The 20,704-nt window shown below is 38.9% G+C and carries 19 protein-coding genes and 2 tRNA genes; 11 read left to right on the forward strand and 10 right to left on the reverse strand.

The features are described from left to right. Positions 1-221: 221 nt before the first annotated feature. The 3 genes from BM107_RS12035 to BM107_RS12045 all read right to left on the reverse strand — a co-directional run bounded on the left by BM107_RS12035 (position 222) and on the right by BM107_RS12045 (position 4,030). A complete protein-coding gene (locus BM107_RS12035) occupies positions 222-548 on the reverse strand; it encodes a 2Fe-2S iron-sulfur cluster-binding protein (RefSeq protein WP_025141835.1) in 327 nt (108 codons plus the stop codon). 36 nt (positions 549-584) lie between these two features. After that, the gene (locus BM107_RS12040) at positions 585-1,595 is read right to left on the reverse strand and encodes an NAD(P)/FAD-dependent oxidoreductase (RefSeq protein WP_090983616.1); all 1,011 of its coding nucleotides are present in this window, start codon (positions 1,593-1,595) and stop codon (positions 585-587) included. 308 nt (positions 1,596-1,903) lie between these two features. Further along, positions 1,904-4,030 (reverse strand): prolyl oligopeptidase family serine peptidase, encoded by a 2,127-nt coding sequence (locus BM107_RS12045; protein ID WP_090983618.1) that lies wholly within the window; start codon positions 4,028-4,030, stop codon positions 1,904-1,906. 34 nt (positions 4,031-4,064) lie between these two features. On the opposite strand from BM107_RS12045, the gene BM107_RS12050 reads away from it, so the two are divergent. From BM107_RS12050 to BM107_RS12065, 4 genes are all read left to right on the forward strand, one after another. Beyond that, positions 4,065-4,760 carry a hypothetical protein gene (locus tag BM107_RS12050; RefSeq protein ID WP_090983620.1) on the forward strand — a complete coding sequence of 232 codons (696 nt, stop codon included), beginning with the start codon at positions 4,065-4,067 and terminating at the stop codon, positions 4,758-4,760. Between the two features lie 79 nt (positions 4,761-4,839). Then, positions 4,840-5,589 (forward strand): UDP-2,3-diacylglucosamine diphosphatase, encoded by a 750-nt coding sequence (locus BM107_RS12055; RefSeq protein ID WP_090983621.1) that lies wholly within the window; start codon positions 4,840-4,842, stop codon positions 5,587-5,589. A 665-nt stretch (positions 5,590-6,254) separates the two neighbouring features. Continuing rightward, positions 6,255-7,328, forward strand: coding sequence for a peptide chain release factor 1 (prfA, locus tag BM107_RS12060; protein WP_090983623.1), 1,074 nt, complete (start codon positions 6,255-6,257; stop codon positions 7,326-7,328). A gap of 103 nt (positions 7,329-7,431) precedes the next feature. Further along, positions 7,432-7,505, forward strand: a tRNA-Asp gene (locus BM107_RS12065). 222 nt (positions 7,506-7,727) lie between these two features. On the opposite strand, the gene BM107_RS12070 is transcribed toward BM107_RS12065, so the two are convergent. Further along, positions 7,728-9,020: a gliding motility protein GldB-related protein gene (locus BM107_RS12070; RefSeq protein ID WP_090983625.1), complete on the reverse strand. Its 1,293-nt coding sequence runs from the start codon at positions 9,018-9,020 to the stop codon at positions 7,728-7,730. 477 nt (positions 9,021-9,497) lie between these two features. Between BM107_RS12070 and BM107_RS12075 the strand changes: the two genes are divergently transcribed. The 3 genes from BM107_RS12075 to BM107_RS12085 all read left to right on the forward strand — a co-directional run bounded on the left by BM107_RS12075 (position 9,498) and on the right by BM107_RS12085 (position 11,565). Next, on the forward strand, positions 9,498-9,710 hold the full coding sequence (locus BM107_RS12075) for a TIGR04139 family peptide modification target (RefSeq protein ID WP_090983627.1): 213 nt from the start codon (positions 9,498-9,500) through the stop codon (positions 9,708-9,710). A 385-nt stretch (positions 9,711-10,095) separates the two neighbouring features. Further along, on the forward strand, positions 10,096-11,217 hold the full coding sequence (locus tag BM107_RS12080) for a DUF4932 domain-containing protein (protein WP_090983629.1): 1,122 nt from the start codon (positions 10,096-10,098) through the stop codon (positions 11,215-11,217). A 274-nt stretch (positions 11,218-11,491) separates the two neighbouring features. Then, positions 11,492-11,565 (forward strand) — tRNA-Asp (locus tag BM107_RS12085). A gap of 157 nt (positions 11,566-11,722) precedes the next feature. Here the strand turns inward: BM107_RS12085 and BM107_RS12090 are convergent. Both BM107_RS12090 and BM107_RS12095 read right to left on the reverse strand, forming a co-directional pair. Next, positions 11,723-12,247 carry a hypothetical protein gene (locus BM107_RS12090; RefSeq protein ID WP_090983631.1) on the reverse strand — a complete coding sequence of 175 codons (525 nt, stop codon included), beginning with the start codon at positions 12,245-12,247 and terminating at the stop codon, positions 11,723-11,725. Between the two features lie 123 nt (positions 12,248-12,370). Further along, a complete protein-coding gene (locus BM107_RS12095; RefSeq protein ID WP_090983633.1) occupies positions 12,371-13,138 on the reverse strand; it encodes a glycoside hydrolase family 11 protein in 768 nt (255 codons plus the stop codon). A gap of 219 nt (positions 13,139-13,357) precedes the next feature. On the opposite strand from BM107_RS12095, the gene BM107_RS12100 reads away from it, so the two are divergent. Continuing rightward, positions 13,358-13,780 carry a hypothetical protein gene (locus tag BM107_RS12100; protein ID WP_134204380.1) on the forward strand — a complete coding sequence of 141 codons (423 nt, stop codon included), beginning with the start codon at positions 13,358-13,360 and terminating at the stop codon, positions 13,778-13,780. An 84-nt stretch (positions 13,781-13,864) separates the two neighbouring features. Here the strand turns inward: BM107_RS12100 and BM107_RS12105 are convergent, their stop codons facing one another. Together BM107_RS12105 and BM107_RS12110 are read right to left on the reverse strand one after the other, a co-directional pair. Then, on the reverse strand, positions 13,865-15,004 hold the full coding sequence (locus BM107_RS12105; RefSeq protein WP_090983637.1) for a hypothetical protein: 1,140 nt from the start codon (positions 15,002-15,004) through the stop codon (positions 13,865-13,867). Positions 15,005-15,023: 19 nt separating this feature from the next. Next, complete coding sequence (locus BM107_RS12110) at positions 15,024-15,917, reverse strand: TssN family type VI secretion system protein (protein ID WP_090983639.1); 894 nt, start codon at positions 15,915-15,917, stop codon at positions 15,024-15,026. A 117-nt stretch (positions 15,918-16,034) separates the two neighbouring features. On the opposite strand from BM107_RS12110, the gene BM107_RS12115 reads away from it, so the two are divergent. Continuing rightward, positions 16,035-16,973: a type VI secretion system baseplate subunit TssG gene (locus BM107_RS12115; protein WP_090983642.1), complete on the forward strand. Its 939-nt coding sequence runs from the start codon at positions 16,035-16,037 to the stop codon at positions 16,971-16,973. A 184-nt stretch (positions 16,974-17,157) separates the two neighbouring features. Here the strand turns inward: BM107_RS12115 and BM107_RS12120 are convergent, their stop codons facing one another. Together BM107_RS12120 and BM107_RS12125 are read right to left on the reverse strand one after the other, a co-directional pair. After that, positions 17,158-19,023 (reverse strand): type VI secretion system baseplate subunit TssF, encoded by a 1,866-nt coding sequence (locus BM107_RS12120; RefSeq protein ID WP_090983644.1) that lies wholly within the window; start codon positions 19,021-19,023, stop codon positions 17,158-17,160. 27 nt (positions 19,024-19,050) lie between these two features. Further along, positions 19,051-19,485 carry a GPW/gp25 family protein gene (locus tag BM107_RS12125; protein WP_090983646.1) on the reverse strand — a complete coding sequence of 145 codons (435 nt, stop codon included), beginning with the start codon at positions 19,483-19,485 and terminating at the stop codon, positions 19,051-19,053. Between the two features lie 179 nt (positions 19,486-19,664). Between BM107_RS12125 and tssO the strand changes: the two genes are divergently transcribed. After that, entirely contained in the window at positions 19,665-20,186 is a 522-nt protein-coding gene (gene tssO, locus BM107_RS12130; protein ID WP_090983648.1) for a type VI secretion system TssO, read from the forward strand. A gap of 10 nt (positions 20,187-20,196) precedes the next feature. Continuing rightward, complete coding sequence (locus BM107_RS12135) at positions 20,197-20,682, forward strand: type VI secretion system transmembrane protein TssO (protein WP_159435233.1); 486 nt, start codon at positions 20,197-20,199, stop codon at positions 20,680-20,682. The last annotated feature ends 22 nt before the right edge of the window (positions 20,683-20,704 follow it).

A 20,704-nucleotide genomic window follows, 5' to 3' on the forward strand; every position in this document is an offset into this window, starting at 1 on the left:
GGAAATGATAGGTTCTGATGTCTTTGCGGATGATAGTCCTGCTATCGCTGCAAGTCCTCGCTGCGCTCCGGGCTTTTCGCTTTATCAGGTTTAAAAACACAGGCAGCTGCATCAAATACTCCAGACCTCTCAGGTTTTTTAAACCTGGGAGGTCTAATTTTAGCCAACAAAAATGGCGATACTTTTGATATCGCCATTTTCTTGTTATGATTTTTTACTACTTAACTTACGCCGTGTAATTTCACTTTTAATCCATCCATATTATTGTTTAATTGCAATTGGCAGGCTAAACGTGAGTTTGGTAACAGGTCAGGCAGAGTATCCAGCATGGCATACTCATCATCTGTCATTTCATTAAGTTTTTCTTCGCCTTCCAATACATCAACACAGCAGGTTGCACATAAAGCCATTCCGCCACAAGTAGCAAGAATATCGTACTCTGATGCCTTTAAAAACTCCATCAGGCTCAGGCCCATATCGGTTGGGGCAACGTGTTCTGTAACCGAGCCATCCGGCTCCTGCATATATATATTAATGTTGTTTTCCATTTTGCTTTCTTTATTAGCGCAAATATAACAGAAAGCTTAAAATTCTGAAACTCCGTTTACAGTGGTATATTTCATCGTATATTTCACGCCAGGATTCATGTAAGAATAAGCGCTGTGGCTCATTAATGCCGCCTCGTGGAAACCGCAAAGAATCAATTTGAGTTTGTTGGTATAGGTATTGATATCACCAATGGCGTAAATACCTGGAATATTGGTCGAGTAATCATCAACATTTACTTCAATTGCACTTTTGCTGATGTTTAAGTTCCAGTCTTCAATCGGACCTAACTTAGGGCTCAAACCAAACAAAGGAATTAAGTGATCAGCTTCAACAACTGTTTTTTCCATGGTACGGTTCTGTACAATTTCAACCTTTTCCAATTTATCTGTTCCGTGTACGGCCTGTAGGTTGCTGTTTAAAATCAGATTGATTTTTCCACTTTCTGCCAACGCCATTACTTTTGCAACCGAATCAGGGGCACCACGGAAACTTTCGCTTCTGTGCACTAAAGTCAGTTCAGAACAAACTTCTGCCAGGTAAATGGTCCAGTCTAAAGCAGAGTCACCACCGCCGGCAATCACCATTTTCTGGTCTCGATATTTCTCCGGATCAAGGATCATGTAGTTTACACCTTTACCATTTTCAAAGTTTTCTAAATTTTCTACAGCAGGCTTGCGCGGCTCAAAACAACCTAAACCGCCAGCAATAACTACAACTTTAGCTTCGATAACGGTACCCATATTGGTCGTTAAAACAAAATCAGCTTCACCACGCTTTTCCAAACCTTCAATACGCTCACCTAAAGTAAACGTAGGATGGAAAGGTTTGGCCTGCTCCATTAAATTGTCGATAAGTTCCTGTGCCAGTACAGAAGGATAACCAGGGATATCGTAAATCGGTTTTTTAGGATAAATTTCAGACAGCTGACCACCAACCTGAGGAAGGTAATCAATTAAATGACAACGCATTTTTAATAAACCGGCTTCAAAAATGGCAAATAAACCAACCGGACCAGCGCCTATTACGGCTATATCAGTAGTGATCATTAAAGAAAAATTTGACGCAAAGTTACGAAATAAAGTCTTACCAAATCAGCTATTTAGAAATATTCTAGATAATTTTGCAATCCTATTATATTCAGTATTTTATATGCTTTGAGCTAACCGAAAGCAAAAGTTAAAGGTTTTTAATGTTTTAAAGCAAATTATAATTGGTCTATAGGTTTAGTGGGGAAAATAATTTTGTCATCCTGAGGAACGAAGGATCTTTTGCCTTTTAAGTTCCAATAGTCATAAAAAGATTTGCTTCGCAGAGCCTCCGGGTTCTTCACTGCGTTCAGAATAACAAAAGAACGCTACCAACTCATCCCTAAATTCTGAAATACAAAACTCCATACATCGGTTGCTTCTTCAATCAATTTGGTTGTGGGTTTACCTGCCCCATGTCCGGCATTGGTTTCTATCCGGATTAAAACCGGGTTTTTACCTTTATATTTCTCCTGTAGCGTTGCTGCAAATTTAAATGAATGTGCCGGTACTACACGGTCATCATGATCGGCAGTGGTTATTAAAGTTGCCGGATAATTAACGCCGCTTTTGATGTTATGCAACGGCGAATATTTGATCAGGTAATCAAAGTCCTCTTTTTTATCGCTGGTGCCATATTCAACTGCCCAACCCCAGCCAACGGTAAATTTGTGGTAGCGAAGCATATCTAAAACGCCTACAGCTGGTAAAGCTACTTTAAATAGATCGGGGCGTTGGGTCATGCAGGCACCAACCAATAAACCGCCGTTTGAACCTCCCGAAATCGCAATTTTATTAGGATTGGTATATTTTTCTTTTACGAGGTATTCCGCTGCGGCTATAAAGTCATCGAAAACGTTTTGTTTTTTAGCTAACATGCCGCCTTTGTGCCAAGCTTCGCCATACTCGCTTCCTCCACGTAAGCTAGGTTGAACGTAGATGCCTCCGCGTTCCAGGAACAACATCCTGGAGAGACTGAATCCTGGTGTTAAACTTACCTGGAAGCCGCCATATGCATAAAGGTAAACCGGATTATCACCATTCAGTTTGATGCCTTTTTTGTGTACGATAAACATGGGTACTTTGGTGCCATCTTTCGAGGGATAAAATACCTGTTTGGTTTCATAATTATCTGTATTGAAGTTTAGCTCGGACTTTTTATATAAGACTGATTCGTTCTTGGCTACATCGTAACGGTAAATGTTGCCTGGAGTGGTAAAATTAGAAAAAGTATAAAAAAATTCTTTATCTTCTTTGTAACCCCCAAAACCTCCCACGGTTCCGATTGCCGGTAGTTTTACTTCGCCGATTTTGTTTCCGGTCAAATCAAACTGAATAATGTTGGTACTCGCATCTTTTAAATAGGTAGCCCAAAGAAACCCTCCGCCAGTTCCAACACCTTCCAAAGCCAGTTTGGATTCAGGGATAATTTTCTGCCAGTTTTTAGGATCTGCATTTTTAGGATCGACTAAAACAACCTGTTTGTTTTCTGCTCCTAAATCCGTGTTCACCAATAATTTGTCGCCCATATTGTCAACAACGCTGTGATTATGGTCATAACCTTTAATCAGGGGCGCTATTTTGCTATCTGGTATTTTTAAATCCTGATAATATAATGCATTGCCCGAAGTGCCCGCACTGGCATAAATCACCAAAAAACGTTCATCTTCTGTAACGGTTGCACCTAAATATAAATTAGGATTGGTCTTGTCTTCAAAAACTAACTGATCATTTTGTTGTTGATCTCCCAATTTGTGGAAATATACCTTTTGGGATTTGTTGGCTGCAGAAAGATCGGTTCCTTTGGCAGGCTCGTCAAATTTACTGTAGTAAAAACCATTGCCTTTCCAGGCTGCACCAGAAAATTTAGTCCATTTTAACTCATCGGCTAATTTGGTTTTACTGGCAATATCCATTACGTAAATGTTGCTCCAGTCTGACCCGGCCTGCGCAACGGAATAGGCCAGGTATTTTTTATCGTGCGAGAAACCGAGCATTGAAATGGCCGCTGTACCATCTTTGGTAAGTGTATTGGGATCGAGAAAAACTTCTTCTTTGCCCTCTAACCCTTTTTTAATAAACCAGATATTCTGGTTTTGAAGGCCATCGTTTTTGGTGAAAAAATAATACTCACCAACTTTAAACGGGGCGCTTTCTTTCGGGTAGTTCCATAATTCAGTTAGTCGCTTTTTTATATCGGCACGATAGGGAATCTGCTCCAGGTAATTTTGAGTGACTTTGTTTTCGGCCATTACCCAGGCTTTTGTTTCTGTCGAGGTGTCGTTCTCTAACCACCTGTAGGGGTCGGCAATGGTTGTACCGAAATAATTATCTTTTGTGCTGTCTTTTTTTGTTTCAGGATATTTCATCAATGTTATTTTTTCTGCAGGTTTTTTACCTGGGTTACAGGCAAAAAGGCTTAGTGCAAATAAACTTAATACAAATTGTTTTTTCATAATTTTTGATTGAAGAGAAATGCTAATTTAGTGAATGGCACTGATTAAGTTATTGATGATGAACGAATATTTTGGTTTGGCCTTATTTTTAACCGGGATTTGGGCGGTGGTTTTTATACTGATGTCTCAATCCTGGCAGCTCGCCATTGCGTTACTGCCATTTAGTATGTACCTGCTATTCAATCCGGCTAATTGGTCCTATTATGTGCTGTTTTGCCCGGTTTTGTGTTTGCTCGTATTCGATATTCATGTACTGCCAGCGGATATGAGGTGGAAAGGATGGAAAAAATATTTGCCATATGTTTTTAGCCTGCCTTTTATCGCCCGGTTTATTTACTATACCCCTGCTCTTTTTAAAGATAGTTCGACAGTGTTTAAAGTATGGTGTATATTCATTGTTGTTTTGATATTGATACTTGTTGGTAAGATGTGGGTTGGAGATGTAATCATGTTGCTTCTAAACCGGCTGAAGTTAAAATCGGTAACCGAAATAGAATGTACCTTTAAGAAACAAAAGACTGAGCGTACTTACCGGCATATTCGCTACATGGTACAGTTAACCGGAATGGAAATGCTGGAAACTTCTGGTTTTTTTTATTGGTACCTTAAGTTTAAAAATGTAGAAGAAGGCGATTCATTAAGGTTTAGAATTAAAACAGGATGGTTAGGACTCGAATTTATCAGCGGTTTCCCAAAAATTGTAAGTAGAAAAAATCAAACCAGCTGTTAAAAATCGTGACTCGTTTTTATTGCTTTAGTCTCTCTGCTTTGGCCTTTTTCCCTTATTTCCCTTACCTTTGAATTTGTACATGACAAAAAATATTTACTTCGCTTCTGATTTTCATTTAGGAACACCCAATTATGCTGAAAGCCGTGCCCGTGAAGCGCGGATTGTGGATTGGTTGAATTTTATTGAACCAAATTGTGGTGAGTTGTTTTTGATGGGCGACATTTTCGATTTCTGGTTCGAGTATGCTGAAGTCATCCCCAAGGGGTTTATTCGTTTACAGGGTAAACTGGCATCTATGACTGATGCAGGGATAAAAATCTATTTTTTTAAGGGTAACCATGATATGTGGGTGCGTAATTATTTCACTCAGGAAATTGGCATGGAGATCATCAGTGATGAGCTGGTGATTGAGCGCGGTGGAAAGAAATTTTACCTGCACCATGGCGATGGCTTAGGGCCTGGAGATCATAAATATAAATTTTTGAGAAAGATTTTTAGGAGCAGGTTTTGCCAATGGTTATTTGCACGTTTGCATCCAAACCTCGGGATCGGTATCGCAAGCGCGTGGAGCCAGGGTAGCAGGGCCGCACAAACGGAAAAAGAGGTGTTTTTAGGAGAAGATAAAGAGTGGTTGGCCATTTATGCTAAAGAGCAACTCCAGAAAGCACATTTCGATTTTTTTATTTTCGGACACAGACACCTGCCGCTCGATATTGATTTAGGCAATGGTAGCCGGTATGTAAATATTGGCGAATGGCTTAATTATAACTCTTACGGGGTGTTTGATGGGATAGATTTAAAATTAGAATACTATAATCCTAAACTATAATATTGCTGCATTAGGAAGGTAATACCTGTAGGTTTGTTTGATGTTGATCGGGCTTTCCCGTCGCAGGATGCATTGCCTTTTGTCCCTAAACCCGATAGAACGGAAAGCCCGGAGTGCAGCGAGGACTTGAAGAGATAGCGGGACTACTGGCCGCCATAGTATCGGAACCGTCCATTTTCAAAACTGCTAAAATAATGCCTTACCTGTTAATCGATCTTTAAACTTAAAACTGATGTGTTTTTGGAAAGCAGTGTCTGTAGCATTGTTTAATGTTCGTCGGGCTTTCCGTTATAGTCCCGGTGAAAAATCGGGAGCTGCCACTGCAATCCCGTTTATTAAGGGAGGCCGGTACTACTATTTGAGGTTGTATTAAGCCAAAAATCTGCCATACTTTGTACCTAAACCCGATAGAACGGAAAGCCCGGAGCGCAGCGAGGACTTGGAGGGATAGCGGGACTGCTGGCCGCCATAGGGGAGGAACCGCTCATTTCCAAAACCTCCAATAGTAAAATAACTTTCCTTTTTCCGATTCATTTGCTGAATGCCCGTACAGTTAACCAATTAACCCTTCTCCCCAACTAACTAATTCATCTTTTTTCCTTATTTTTGCATTTCCTGAATTTTTGGGCCTATGCCAACCATCAGGAATTTCAACAACAATAAATATGTTAGATAAATTAGAAGCTATAAAGCTGCGTTGGGAAGATGTAGAGGAATCGTTGAGCAATCCGGATGTAATTCAGGATATGAAACGTTTTGCAGCTTTAAATAAAGAATACAAAGACTTGGGCAAGATTGTAGACGAGTACAAAATCTACAAAAATGTGATGAGCAACATCGATGCCAACAAAGAAATTTTAGCTACTGAAAAGGATCCTGAAATGCGCGAAATGGCAAAAGAGGAACTCGATCTGCTGTTAAAGCAACAGGAAGAAATGGAGAGTAATATCCGTTTGATGTTGATTCCTAAAGATCCGGAAGATGCTAAAAATGCCGTTTTTGAGATCCGCGGTGGTACGGGTGGCGATGAAGCAGCTTTATTTGCCGGCGATTTATACCGCATGTATACCCGATATTTCGAATCTAAAGGCTGGAATGTTGAAGTGGTTGATGTGACTGAAGGTACAGCGGGTGGTTACAAAGAGGTTATCTTAAAAGTGAGCGGTGAAGATGTTTATGGTCAACTGAAATACGAAAGTGGTGTACACCGTGTGCAGCGTGTACCAGATACCGAAACCCAGGGTCGTGTGCATACTTCAGCTGCCTCGGTAGCTGTTTTGCCGGAAGCAGAAGAAATTGATCTTTATATTAACCCTGCCGATATTGAACTGCAGACCTCACGCTCAGGTGGTGCTGGTGGGCAGAATGTAAACAAGGTGGAGACCAAGGTGCAGTTAACACATAAACCATCGGGTATCGTAGTGGTTTGCCAGCGTGAACGTTCGCAACTGGGTAACCGTATAATTGCAATGGAAATGCTGCGCAGTAAGCTTTACGATATCGAATTGCAGAAAAAGAACGGGGATATTGCTGCTAAGCGTAAAACAATGGTGTCAACCGGTGACCGTTCTGCGAAGATCAGAACTTATAACTACCCTCAGGGCCGCGTTACCGAACACCGTATCGGCTTAACCATGTATAACCTGCCAGCGATTATGGATGGCGACATTCAGGAAATTATTGATGCGCTTCAGTTTGCAGAAAATGCAGAGAAGATGCAGGAAGGTGCTGTTGGTTAAGTAGTTAAATGTTTTTTAAAAAAAAATTTGCGAATTAAGATATAGTCTCTATATTTGCAACCTCGAAAGAGACAAGAGGTTCGAACTTTAAAGAAGAACAAGAGGAGTGGTAGTTCAGCTGGTTAGAATGCCTGCCTGTCACGCAGGAGGTCGCGGGTTCGAGTCCCGTCCATTCCGCAAAAAGCCTTAACTTGAAAAAGTTGAGGCTTTTTCGTTTTACAGTTGTGGCAATAATCCGGGATCAAGCGGATCAAGCGGAATTCTTGGGATCAAGCGGAATTCTTGGGGGGCAGGATAAAAACACATAGCTTTGTTTTTTACTATTTTCATTTCACATGCCTTCTACCATAGTCTGTTCTGCTCCCGGCAGATCAAGGGGGATGGTTGCGGGCGAATAAACTACATTACTTTAAAATGCACAGTATACGGTTGTAATGGATAACCTGTTTTGGACTTGAATGATCTATCGGTAATTACAAAATCATAAGTTTGCCCGGATTTTAAGGCTAATTTAAGCTTAAATGATTTACGGTTGTCTGTAAAACCTATTACACCCGAAAGAGGAAAATGCTCTTTACCGCCTTCTCCCAGGTTAATCGAATAACCTTCGCCCATGGGTTCAGAGAAATTGACGGTGAGTTCAGTTAAAGATGCAGAAACATCTTCCCTTCCATTAATGTCTGGCGTAAGGCTTACCACCAGCGGTTGCAGCTTTTTAAACTTATTTAATAGCTCCTCCTTGTTAAGCGGCTCCTTGTAATATTCCGAATCCTTAAGAAAATCTAAAACCTGCTTTTCATTGCTGTAATCCAATTCTATGATTTTTTTAACCGCCAGTTTTTTGTCGGTTTGATGCTGATAATAAGCCTTACAGATAACATAACCCATAAAGTAGCCCAGATCCGGATGAGGACTTTTAGAGCCATTATACAGCCAGTTATCTGTATTGGTGCCAAACATTTCAATTTGAAACTTTTCTTTGAGCTCCTGCTCATGCTCACGGCCGTATCTCATATAAGCATTGTTGTTTTTCTTGCCGGTTACCAGTTCCGCAATAAAATCAGCCGATCCTTCCATAATTGTTTGTGCAAGCAAAACCCCGTCACCAGCTTTTTGTTGTGTATGCACATATTCGTGAACATTAAGGCTAACCAGGTTCGAGGTCTGCTGATCTTTAAATACATTTTTTAACCAGTCGCTCAATTCCGAGGCTTCGGTATTTTTGTCTGCCGTTGCAATTTCTGTTCCCACAAGAACCATATCATCTGTAGTGGTACCGCCTGAACGCAGGCCGCCAACGGTGAAATACATTTTAGCCGGGCGCATTTCGGGATACAATTTCCTGAAATTATCTATACTACTCGTAATGGCCGGCACCTGTTTTTTAATACTGAGCGTGTTGCTCCTGATGCTCTTCCAAAACTTAGGATATTTATGGATCAGTGTAACCCACAATTTTGCATCGTAGTCTCGGGCTTTCATAAAAGCTTTCAGCCCCGGAGTACCTTTGTCCACATATAGCCTTTGCATAATATCGACTTGCTTTGCAGTATCAATAGTAGTTACAACGCTGTCATATGCTTGCCAATAACGGTCAATATCATCGGTGTTGACGGTTTTTGAATGGTGTTGTTGCGCGTGAATTAGCGAAGGAAAACAAAAAGTAAAAGCGAGTAGATAAATGTATTTCATGTCAGTTCGAAGGCGATTTTAATTTAAATGCGACATCAATATAAGATTATTTCATCATTACCCTTAAATAAATTGTTGTAAAAATCCTCGCCTTTGATATCGAAACCAGATTATTCAAATGTTGTAAGTAACCAGGTCAATTTAATATGCTATATCACTCCAGATTGAGCATTCTGCTTTTACCATCTCTTCTCGATCGTGTTGCAGAGTCCTTTAGCACATTTATTGATAAACGTTACGAATATTTATTGAAATCTAACAAATATCAAACATGCCTTGCATTATCAAACGCTTATGTTCAACTTTCAAATAAATTATAGTGGTAGTGCTGGCAAATTAAATTTATATCACAATAGTTAGCTATTTGTATAATGTTTTTCGTTGAGGTATAACTGATGTTTATAAATAGCAAATTAACCAAAACCTGAACGCTAGGGTAAGTTGGCGATTATCAATCAAATATTAAACTTTAAAGAAATGATCAAGTTAAAAGAGATGCAAAAAGGCCTGTCTTCATTGGAAAATAAGCAACTAGATTTCAAAAGTTCTAAATCTGTATTAGGTGGTTTAGCTGGTGGGCCTAAGTATATTGTGTCTAATCTTCGAGATGAAAACGGATGTCAATTGGTAGATTACTATTACGATGGCAAATGGTATGCTAGATTTAGCGATTGTAAAAACGAATATTAATGATAATCAATTTAATGAAATAATAATTAAGTCTGCAAGTTTTTCTTTTTACACAAGAAAAGCTTGCAGATTTTAAGCTTATAAGTATTACGATCTAATATGAGCAATGGTATATGCTGTTTCGATCAGATGTCTGCAATAAGTTAAATAGTGCCAGGTAATATCCTCATTGAACTACGGCTTCTAAATCAAGTATATCATGGCAATAAATTGCAGTTACAGAGCGTAGATTCGAGTACCGCCAAGTCGGCAAACAAAGTTGAATTATAAAAAATGTCAGATTGGTAATTAAGCGTTTTTTTTATGATCAAAATCTGCAAAATACCTAGCATTTAAGCCCTGATTTTTATATTTGCCCATCAATAAAACTACGCCATAAAACCCCGTGAAAAAAATTACTATTCTACTACTGTTATTAACAACAGGTTTATTACGCGCCAATGCGCAGGAAAAAGCAAGCTTTGACAAAGCTTTTCAAAAGGCAAACAATGGTAAATCCCGCATAGAGATACCGCCCCTTAAAGAACTGTTGCACATTATGCTGGCCATTACTAAAACCGGGCTTGGCAATGATGATATGGTGAATCAAAGTGGTACATACTATCAGGATGTACTCAAACATTTTAAGCCATATGCAAACGAGCCCATCATAAAAACCTTTGATTCATTGCTGAACGTTTCGCTCTATAATTATATTTTCATCTCCGGAAATGCGATGTCTTATGATTTTTCGGGAACTACACTAAAGCGCAACCCTAATTACATTTTTCCGGCGCGTGGCGTGGCTAATATGGTGATCAGCACCAATCCGTTAGATACCTATAAAAAAGATATAGAAGCGTTTGCTAAAAAATCGCGGTTTCAGGATTTTTATAGTCAGCAAAAGCCATATTATACTAAAATAATTGCAGAATATAAGTCCGGTACAGACCTGGATAAACAATGGAAATGGCTCGAAAAGAACTTCAAAACCAGCATCAACAGCTACCTGATTTTGTGTTCGCCCCTCATTAACGGGCTCAATTATACCACTGAGTTTAAAGACAAAGGCTTTAGGCAGATCGTTATGGTGCTTCCCATGCTTGACCATGATCCTAAACTTTCGGCAATCCAAAACGAACTTTTCAATACAAGGGTGATGTTTTCAGAAATAGACCATAACTATGTAGGGGTGCCATCAAATTTGCATAAAGTCAGCATAGATAGTGTATTTAAGGATAGGGCAACCTGGGTAAATGAGAAAGCTGATGGCACCTATGCTTATCCAACGCCGGTTCAGGTCTTCAACGAGTACATGACCTTTGGTACTTTTTTGCTGTATTGCCAGGACAATTATAATAAAGCGCTTTATGCTGAAACCCGAAATAATGTAATCAGTTTGATGACAGCGCGCGGCTTCCCGAAAATGGAGCTGTTTGTGTCGTGTTTAGAGCAGGCAAAATCGGCAGCTCCTCAGAAAAAGATTGATGATCTGTATCCACACTTGCTGAAATTGTTGAGTAAATAGCGTTATGCAGTTGACTTTGTTTATTAACTGTGATAAAGGGCTATTCTTATGAATAGAAAGATGATGAAAAAAGTATTGGTGACTAAACAAGCCGTAACAAAAGAAGTTAAGGTTTTTGTTTTGTAACAGATACAATTAAATATATAGAATGAGGATCAGTGTGTTACGGGCTTAGGGATTAAAAAAATCGGATACTATGCTGATAAACTGAATATAGTGTCTATATTTGCAATCCTGAAAAGGGAAAGAGGTTCAAACTTTAAAGAGAACAAAAGGAGTGGTAGTTCAGCTGGTTAGAATGCCTGCCTGTCACGCAGGAGGTCGCGGGTTCGAGTCCCGTCCATTCCGCAAAAAAAAAAGTTTATTCAAGTAAAGCCTGTAAATTAAATGTTTACAGGCTTTTTCATTTTCTGGAAAGCTTAAATTGGCATATTTAAAAATACAACGGATAAAAATTGAAGAATGATATTCAGTAGTGCGCTCTGTAAGGCCCGTCAAACATCGTTCACCTGCTTCCCGTTTTCTTTTTTAGAAGTTCCTCGTATGCCGGGCTGTTCTGTTTTTCCATTGGATTAGAAATCTTGATGCCGGCTTTTTCAAACTCGCCGATCAATCTTTTGTCGAAATCGGCGATGTATGATGCAAATGATAAAGAATCCTTTTCTTCAGGGATCGTTTTAAAAGGAATATCCGGTTCTTTAAATCGGTGCAAAACGGCTTGCGTGCCATCATTCCCATCTAAAAGAAGCGAGTCGCCATAATTTGTAATCTTGGCTTCATAATCTTTGGTAAGGTATTTTAAAGAATCATTTTCTATTTTATAAGGAAGTTTAAAGCGGCCAACTTTCTGGTTATAGAAAACTACAGATTGCGAATCGATATCAAATTCACTATAGCCATTTGCGGTCGAAAACCGATGCCATTTTCCGATTATTGAATTTTTATTTCCATTCCCATTTTTAGCTTTTGGCGAATTGCAGGCGGATAGGATGGAAATGCAGACAGCAAAGCAATAAAGTATAGTTCTCATGATAATCTTTGTTAAATATATTTAAGTGTCATCAATTCACGTAAGTGGACAAAAATAGCTGTACAATATACTGCCCGATTTGCGGTCGGGCAGTATGTTACATAAAGTGATTAAACAAATATTTTATTGTGCCCAAATGGTACAATTAATGTTACCATTTGTATTTGAACCCCATGTTTCCGAAACCATAATAGCTGGAATGTTCAACTGACCTAGGGTATATCCTAAACTTTGCCATTTGTTATAGTGATTGGCAAAAGTAATGGTATGATTTTGTCCGGTAGATGTTTTTGTAACCCTTGAGCTGTAAATCTGCCTGAAACCATCACCACCGTCGATATTTTTACCTGCCATCCATCTGGTCCATACGTTATAACCTGCACCATCCGTTTCAAATGTGCCTAAATAAGTACCATCGTGTGGTGAAACTGCACCCCATGTTTCATTCACATAATACTCATAATAAGGGCTTCTGCTCCATCCGTACCAGCCAAAAGTGCCACCACCCGAGTTTGAATAGGCGCCCAGGTTATATCCTATCTTATAGGTTGGCGATCCTACTGAATAACCTTTACCGCAGGTAAAATTACCGTTAAATCCATTCCAGTTCACACTGTAATTTCCACCGCTACCATTGGCATAGTTAACGGTGCCGGTTGCGCCGTCACTCTTCCAAAGAGACCAGAAAAAGCCGTTATTAGTGCCTGATTGATAGGATTCTACCGTAGCGACAGCTTTGTTTGAAGGAGGTAAAGCAGTAACAGCCTCTGGCTCCATCTTTTCATTTTTTTTACAGCCTGTTAAACCTGCAATGCCTGCAAACACTAAGGTTGCAGCTGCAACAAAAGTAACCTTCCTGGTTACACCTGTTAGTGAATTTTGTTTTTTCATAATGAAATATATATTGGTTAGGAAAGCAAAATAAGTGTATCCCGATGCGATAGATAGCTAATAATCAGCAAATTTATTATACAAATGTTTCTACTTCTTTGTATTCTTAGTTTTGTATTGTTGTAGTTTTTTATTTGTGTTGCTGTTTCTTTGTATATGCTCATCCTAACTTACCCTGTAGCGTTTTGATAGGTTTTGTCGTTTTTGCTTAAAAAATATATGATGAAAAAAATAATGCTCGTATTGTTGGTAAGCATTGCCTTACTAAACTGTAAAAAAAATAAAGCAACATCTGATTGTGGGTCTAAAATCTGTACTGAGGAATTTGTTTCGGTAATGATTAAATTTGTAGATAATAAAGGTGCTGGTGCTGAGGTAAAGGATTTCAACGTAATTAACCAGCGAACAGGAAAGCGGATAACGGCTAATTCGAGTGTCTCTACGAGCACTACGAAAGGTGTATTTATTGTTGTTGATGACCAAAATAAACCTGACTTATCTGAACAGGGCGATGATTTAAAAATAACAGGTACTTCTGTAGATACCCAGCAAACAAAATCTGTTGTTGTTAAAGTAACTGGCGGTAAATGTGCATGTCATATTGGTAAAATCTCAGGGGCAGATCAAGTTGCTTTCGATTAGGCCTGCTGAGTTTAAGTCAATAAAAAAGCTGTACCCGCTTTTAAGGGGTACAGCTCCGGTATAAAATTTACTCCGAGAAATATTTTAATCCAGCAATGTCCAGGTTTTTCTGGCCTGTACCTGTTGTACCACCTGCTGTTCGGCAACCACGATATTTTCCTTACGCTGGCCAATGTATTCTAATCCACTTAATTTATTCCAAAGTGCTACCAATACGTTCATAAACTCGCTGACCATTACCATGCTGTTGTTAATCTGTTTGTGATCATAAACCAACTCGATGGTTTTGGCCAAAAGCTCTTCAAAATTTCCAGGGGTAACATCTTTCCACTCGTAAAAATATTTGAGCAGTTCTTCCCGTTCACGCGGATCAATCAGTTTGATGGCGGTAAAAAAGATATGTGCCAGACTGGAGAAATAACCGGTTAAAACAACGGGCGATTCACGGTGTGCAATGTTTCTGTATTCGTAAAATAAGCCGGCAATGTAATCCACAATTTTTTCAGAAATCAGACGGATGTTTTTGCCCAGCGGTGTAATATTATCACGCCCTCCTGTCTTGTCGATAATTTTGAAAGCCGCCAGCTGCAGATCGTTTAATAAAACACTGAACGATTCGTAATATCGAATTAATGCCGGGTGACTGGTTATGGTTGAGCTCGGCGGGATATAACTATTATTGATGGACAATCTTCCATTCTCGTAATAAACCTGACCGATCGTTAAAAAATAGCTGTCGGCGGTTTGCGAACGCACTTCGCTTTCTGGTAAAACGGTAATTGAATAACTTTTAGCCAACTCCGGATAGCGGATCGGGCTTTCCTCAGGGTTTGGCGTGCCTGTTGGTACCCGGTTAAATGGACTCACAACCAACAGAATAACATAGTTACGTGGTTCTGACTGGCCAAAATAATGGTTGTGCACCAAGGTATCCATATTATCAGATTGTGTAATATCAATGTGGCAGCCCTCGGGGGTAACCGCATTACAATATCTCACTCTGATTTCGATATGATTGGTTGCTTTTTCGATAATTTCGATGTCGTGCGAACTTTTATAACCAGCAAATGGAGGTAAAAATCCGTAATTGCTGTTATTGAGCTGTAGCGATACGGCATCTCTCACAAAATCCTGCAAATAGAGATCACTTACTGTAAAATGATCACTGGACAGCTTCATGCCATTAATCCAGTTGATGGATTTATATTTAAGCGGCTTTATCATGGTAGATGTTTTTTATAGATTAGATAAAGATAGCACTTTCGCCAACTTCGTTAGGCTTATTTACGTTTTCTGATACGCGTTTAGCGTAAATGGTCATTTTCTCTGTAATGCCGTTTTCAATGATATCCAGATCGGGATCTATGAAGATATTGCGTTTAAAAAAGGAAGTTTTAATAAAAAAAATCCATTTATAATTCTCCTGGTCCTCGCTTCTGAACTCCACCGGGCTTTTGGCAAACTTCAGGTTGTAATCGTCAATAAACTTATGAAACCAGATGCCAAAGTTCATGTTTTCTACAGCTTTGACCTTCACTTTTAATGGTTCAGGATCGGTGCTCCTTTTATAGAGTTCCAACTCCAGCACCAAAAGCCTGTTGAAATCTACATGGTCCATATTGATATCCAGCGGAGTATCAGGATACTTCCATATTTTGTAGATTTCAGACGGAATGCTCAGCAGTGACACATAGGCCCACCAGAAAAGAAGCGGAACAAAGAAACAGGCAATGCTGCCCGCACCAAACCAGCCAAAATTTATTGAGCTTAACCAATTAAAGGCGAGCTGATATAAATAGACTGATAAAATGGCCGCAACCAAGGTGGCAAAAAAGATAAATAATTTACGTTCCAGCAAATCCTTCGGGTAATACTTTGTTAGTAAATAAACAAACACTACACCCATTAAAATATAGAAAATGCAGCATATAATGTAGCCCCAGGGCATAAAATTAAAATTGAGGAAGCCTAGAAAGCCCGGAATGGCTAAAATAATTCCGATGATCAGAACACTTACAATGAGTTTTTTGTTATTTAAAAACTGGTTCTTTTTGTTGATGAAAGAGAGTACCGCCGTTGAGACCATAAAGATCAGCGGAAACAGAAGAAAGCGAATAAAAAATGATTTAACGTCCATTAATTTTTTATAGATGTGATGTACTACAAATATAGTATCTTTCGTATTTGATATGATTCTTATTTTTTTCGATAACAAAAATCAATCCTATAACAAAACTGCAAGCTTAAAGTTTACATGAAAAACGAAACTTTTATTAATAACGAACTCTTTACGGATTACAAGGCGGTGGCTCATGCAGCCGATTTGATAGAACGTGATGTTATAGCAGCCGATCGTGTTGAAATTATCCCCTTAGGGCCTGATAAACGGGCTTTTGCAAAAGACATTGAAAATACCAGCGTTTATTATTCCGAAAAAAGAAGGCAGGATCGTATCCGTATCAGCACCAATAGGGAAGGTTTATATGATATGCTGCCCGAAGGGCTTTTCCACCGGCCGCCAACGGGTAGTGCGGGTATGGATGAAGAATCCATGATTAAGGATATCAGAGAACGGAGGGAAGAAGAAAAACAGGCACGGTTATTTTTTACGCCATTTGATGCCGAAATTAACCATGTAAGAATCATGACCGAGCTGTATGAAAACATGCTCGACAAAAAAACAACCTATTCTGATTTAAGCCGGATCTTTGAATTCGGATGGGATGAATTTAACCTGCTAAACAAGGAGCAGAGCATCATTTGGATGCACCTGTTGCCTGAAATTCAACAAAAGAGAAACGATATCGATTTTGTTTCGAAGGTGCTTACCGCATTATTTAATTTGCCAATCGCCGTTGTAAATGCCACAGCTCATGTTAAGCCGATAAAAATTGCAGACCACCTACAGGTTGAGTTGGGTTCGGGGGCATTAGGCATCGATACCATTATAGGAGACAGTTTTACGCCGGAAAATGAATCTTTCAATGTTAATATCGGTCCAACTTCTCCACAAGAGTTGGTCAGTTTTATTCCAGGACAAAAAAACAGGGCCATTTTGGATATGGCCATAAGCTATTTAATGCCTGTAGATGCTGAGGTTGATGTTGAACTCCTTACTGCACCCGATTTACAGGAAACGGTATTGAGTGCAGATGGTGAACGTGCTTATTTAGGTTACACGGTTTATCTTTAAAAATATATTAAAACTGCCGGAGGTCATCATTGATGAGGTATGAAGCCGTTCTACAACGATCGCTGCCTTCGCAATGCATTCATTTCCAGCGGATGTAATGCGGAAGCGAGATCTATCTATGCAAACCTCTCCGTTATACGGCGTTCAATCCGATTGCTATCGGATTGAAATGTGGCACCTATTATTACACCGCCCTATACAATGCCGGCTTCAACATTAACCGATAATGTACATTCATCGTGCTTCTTAATTTTAATTTCGCCAGGGTAAGACTTAAAAGTTCGTCCCAATCTTGTGTACTAAGTTGAAGGTTGTCCGCAGGTTCAATGATAATATCTATCGTTTTAATAAAGCCTGCATTTGGCTTGTTATCCATAATAATGCCTTTAGCCAGCGTAACGCCTTTTAACTTATTGCCCAGTTCGTAACGGCAAAAATTAATGACGTCTGCTTTGGTGATAATCCGGTCTGCTGTGGTCAATCCATATTTATAGGCCTGTACGCTGTTCGTTGCATTTAACTTCGATCGGCCTCCTTTGGTCTGGCTCAACAAAAAAATACTTTCTGCATTTACCTTATTATTGTCGTATAGTGCTAATCGGCTACCGGCATTAATGTGGTTAGCCTCTTCGGCCTGTGTTACCCAGATATCCAGAAATAAAATATCGGCATCGTCAATTGGTTTTAATACAATATAGCTGGGTAACTCTTTGATGTCTTTTAACGCCGAACGGCTCTTTTGTTCGATAAGTGCTATATTTTGTTCTAAATTTTTAAGAATTGTACTTAAAAAATCAGGTCCATAGGCAGAGAATGAAGCTTTCTCATCCCGGAGCAGTTCAAACAGATAATCGACCAGTTCTTTTGCATTTCTGGTATCGAAACGCTCCGTGCCGCCATATCTGATCGAGAACGAACCATCCCCCTTATCATTCTCATTGGTGTAAGGGATTTCGTTATAGCTTTTGCCTTTATTGTCTTTCAGATTTTCTACCGCAAGCATCTGGTCCATCGCCTCGGTTTTAATCGGAATGATATTATTCATGGTTTTAAGCCGGTGTTTAATCTGGCTTAGCTTTTTATTCACCACCGGAAAAGCATTAATATAGATATGAAGTTCGTTCAGCATTTCCTGGTTAATGCCGGCGGGGAAAACCACCTTTAACCATTTCACTTTTGGGTCAATCTGGTTTAGTGCATTTGGTTGAAAAACGTGTGAGAAAGCAACTGGTAATTCCTGGCTGTTATCAATATTGAAATCATTAAGATCGCCAAGCGTAATAAATCTATTGTTGTAAAACTGTAAAACATCGGCCTTAACCAGATTAAGCAACTGTTTGTGATGAAATGGTGCTTCTATTTTACCTGTTAAAGGCTCGTCCATAAACCTTTCTGTATAAGCCGTAATTTCGTTGTCTTTATAGAACCATTTACCCAGCGATAACAGGTCGTAAGTGTTTTCTGGTACTGAATAATTCTTCCAATCGAAAAATAAGTTCAGTTTATTAAAATCCATCCAGTTCTTTATCCCGGTAAAACCAATATACAGGGTATTTTTTTCTAATGAAAAACCAGGCAATGTATTGAGCACTGGCTGTTTGCTCATGTGTTCTACATTAAAGAGTGTAGTTCCGGTGGCAATGTATTTTATAGCTGCATTTTTAACTTTTACAGTGTGTAAAGGGCTAAAGAAAATATCTGTTTTTTTAGCCTTATCGTTTTCCTGCAGGATATTTTTCTTGAAAGCAAACTGGGTATATGGCGATAGATAGTCCTCTTCTTCAATAGCGCGGGCATGGATGATGGCATGGGCAGGTAATGATGAGGTTAAATGATCCGGCGCAAGGATGCGGCTAATTTTATCGAAGATTCTATTCTCCAAGTTTTTTACATCATTGGATACATTAAAAAGCTCATTGCTCAGGGCATCAATAATCAGCTTTACAAGTGGATCAAAATCGTTACTGTCTTTAACATTCCAAAAATCTTCGGCATTTTTTAGAATTCTATTCCTGATTTCATCTTTTGATGAATAAAAAACTGGTTTCATGTGTAGAATATTTTGAGCGTTTTAATTTTAGGTTGATAATGGGCTAAGAAATAAAGCGGTATTAAAAAAGTATTTTTCTCCGGTGGTTTTTATTAGTGCCCTCACACTAATATCTACTTTCTTTTTGATCTCGGTTATCTTACGTAACGGATATACATTTTCTACCTCGGTAATGTGCACTTCAACGGAAGTATTATATATCCTAAACTCATAGTCGGTAATCGATTTTAGTAACGATCTGCGGAATTTTTCCTCCCAGATACTTTCGCTTACAATTAATTCAAAGTCAAGGTCCCATATCTCGCACCCAAAATCGTTGTTGAACCGATGTTCTCCAAACCGAGTAAAAATAATTAGCTCTATGTGGTTAGAAATCGATTTACCCAGGTCGGTTGGCTGAAGGCCACTGCCCGAAAAAACGGACTTAAATCTGAAGGGTTTGTGATAAAAATTTTCAGACATAGACGATTTGGCTTAAAGTTTGTTAAAAATAAAAGAAATAAAATCGTTTTTATTACCAAACAACGAATATTGAAAATTGTTATAGTACGGTGATAATTTGAGAAGAAATGTGTGATTTTAAGTGAATTTGATGTCAGATTAATCATTAAACTATTGTTATGCGAAACTATTAACCTTCTATGAAACCTATTAACGCCGTCGAAATTAGGAGTGCTTATACCAAGTTTATCTTAGACTTTGTGCTACTTGCATTATTCTCTATTTTGTGTGTATATCTTTTCTTTGCAGCTTCCGATTACGAGTACAGTCTACTCGATAAAAAGGTAAAAGAAACCGATAAACTCTCTTACTTAAGAAAAGATATCAATACAAATTTTGATCTTATTCAGGTTCGTTTTAAGGAGCTTGCCCAATATCGCGACTATAATGCAAACGAAATGAGCAAGCAAAGTATCCTGCTTAGTGATATCCAGAGTGCCAATAACCGGATCAAAGAATTGATTTCCAAAAAAACTGAATCCAGTCCGAGTTTTGATCTGTATGAGAAATTAAACAAAAATGTTGGTGCAATGGCCGATCTGCAGGATTCGCTTTTCCAATCAAGGAGCGATATACAGCGGTATAAAGAACGGATAAATGAATGCCAAAGGGCAAATCAATCTGCGGCACAAAAAATAAGAAGTGGTAGATATGGCAGGTAATTAATACGATATGATAAAATTAAGCATAAAAGAAAGGCGCGAACAATTCCTGTTTTTTACAGCGTTGTTCGTTTTTACGGTAGGGCTTTTAAGCTTCGGGATTTTCTATAGCGATAAATCGCGGTATGAAATTTCTAAAGAAGAACTCGAAGTAAAGATTAATGAGAACGAGGCTTTCGAAAATATGGTTAAGGAAACCATGCCCACTATTGATACTACTTTTAAACAAATTACCCGTTATAACCCGAATGTGCAGGCCGTTTTTCTTAAAAACGATATCCAGCTTTCATTAGGCTCAATCAAAGCTGCATTTGACCGTAAGGCATCAGATTCCCGCTATAAAATCTTTGTTCATACCGCACAGTTATACGACAGATTATTTTACGATAGACAAGAACAAAACAGAAATATTTCAGATATCGAGCTGCATAAAAGACAGTTGGATGATTGTATCACCAATAGACGTCAATTACAGCAAACCATATCTGCAAGATAAACATCACCAAAAACAACCTATA

It is taken from the genome of Pedobacter suwonensis (assembly GCF_900111825.1).
Lineage (GTDB): Bacteria > Bacteroidota > Bacteroidia > Sphingobacteriales > Sphingobacteriaceae > Pedobacter > Pedobacter suwonensis.

Bases quoted from the DNA above. Each gene is read 5' to 3' on its own strand.
- BM107_RS12035 (WP_025141835.1), bottom strand. From the start codon at position 548: ATGGAAAACAACATTAATATATATATGCAGGAGCCGGATGGCTCGGTT.
- BM107_RS12040 (WP_090983616.1), bottom strand. From the start codon at position 1,595: ATGATCACTACTGATATAGCCGTAATAGGCGCTGGTCCGGTTGGTTTA.
- BM107_RS12045 (WP_090983618.1), bottom strand. From the start codon at position 4,030: ATGAAAAAACAATTTGTATTAAGTTTATTTGCACTAAGCCTTTTTGCC.
- BM107_RS12050 (WP_090983620.1), top strand. From the start codon at position 4,065: ATGGCACTGATTAAGTTATTGATGATGAACGAATATTTTGGTTTGGCC.
- BM107_RS12055 (WP_090983621.1), top strand. From the start codon at position 4,840: ATGACAAAAAATATTTACTTCGCTTCTGATTTTCATTTAGGAACACCC.
- prfA (WP_090983623.1), top strand. From the start codon at position 6,255: ATGTTAGATAAATTAGAAGCTATAAAGCTGCGTTGGGAAGATGTAGAG.
- BM107_RS12070 (WP_090983625.1), bottom strand. From the start codon at position 9,020: ATGAAATACATTTATCTACTCGCTTTTACTTTTTGTTTTCCTTCGCTA.
- BM107_RS12075 (WP_090983627.1), top strand. From the start codon at position 9,498: ATGATCAAGTTAAAAGAGATGCAAAAAGGCCTGTCTTCATTGGAAAAT.
- BM107_RS12090 (WP_090983631.1), bottom strand. From the start codon at position 12,247: ATGAGAACTATACTTTATTGCTTTGCTGTCTGCATTTCCATCCTATCC.
- BM107_RS12095 (WP_090983633.1), bottom strand. From the start codon at position 13,138: ATGAAAAAACAAAATTCACTAACAGGTGTAACCAGGAAGGTTACTTTT.
- BM107_RS12100 (WP_134204380.1), top strand. From the start codon at position 13,358: ATGATGAAAAAAATAATGCTCGTATTGTTGGTAAGCATTGCCTTACTA.
- BM107_RS12105 (WP_090983637.1), bottom strand. From the start codon at position 15,004: ATGATAAAGCCGCTTAAATATAAATCCATCAACTGGATTAATGGCATG.
- BM107_RS12110 (WP_090983639.1), bottom strand. From the start codon at position 15,917: ATGGACGTTAAATCATTTTTTATTCGCTTTCTTCTGTTTCCGCTGATC.
- BM107_RS12115 (WP_090983642.1), top strand. From the start codon at position 16,035: ATGAAAAACGAAACTTTTATTAATAACGAACTCTTTACGGATTACAAG.
- BM107_RS12120 (WP_090983644.1), bottom strand. From the start codon at position 19,023: ATGAAACCAGTTTTTTATTCATCAAAAGATGAAATCAGGAATAGAATT.
- BM107_RS12125 (WP_090983646.1), bottom strand. From the start codon at position 19,485: ATGTCTGAAAATTTTTATCACAAACCCTTCAGATTTAAGTCCGTTTTT.
- tssO (WP_090983648.1), top strand. From the start codon at position 19,665: ATGAAACCTATTAACGCCGTCGAAATTAGGAGTGCTTATACCAAGTTT.
- BM107_RS12135 (WP_159435233.1), top strand. From the start codon at position 20,197: ATGATAAAATTAAGCATAAAAGAAAGGCGCGAACAATTCCTGTTTTTT.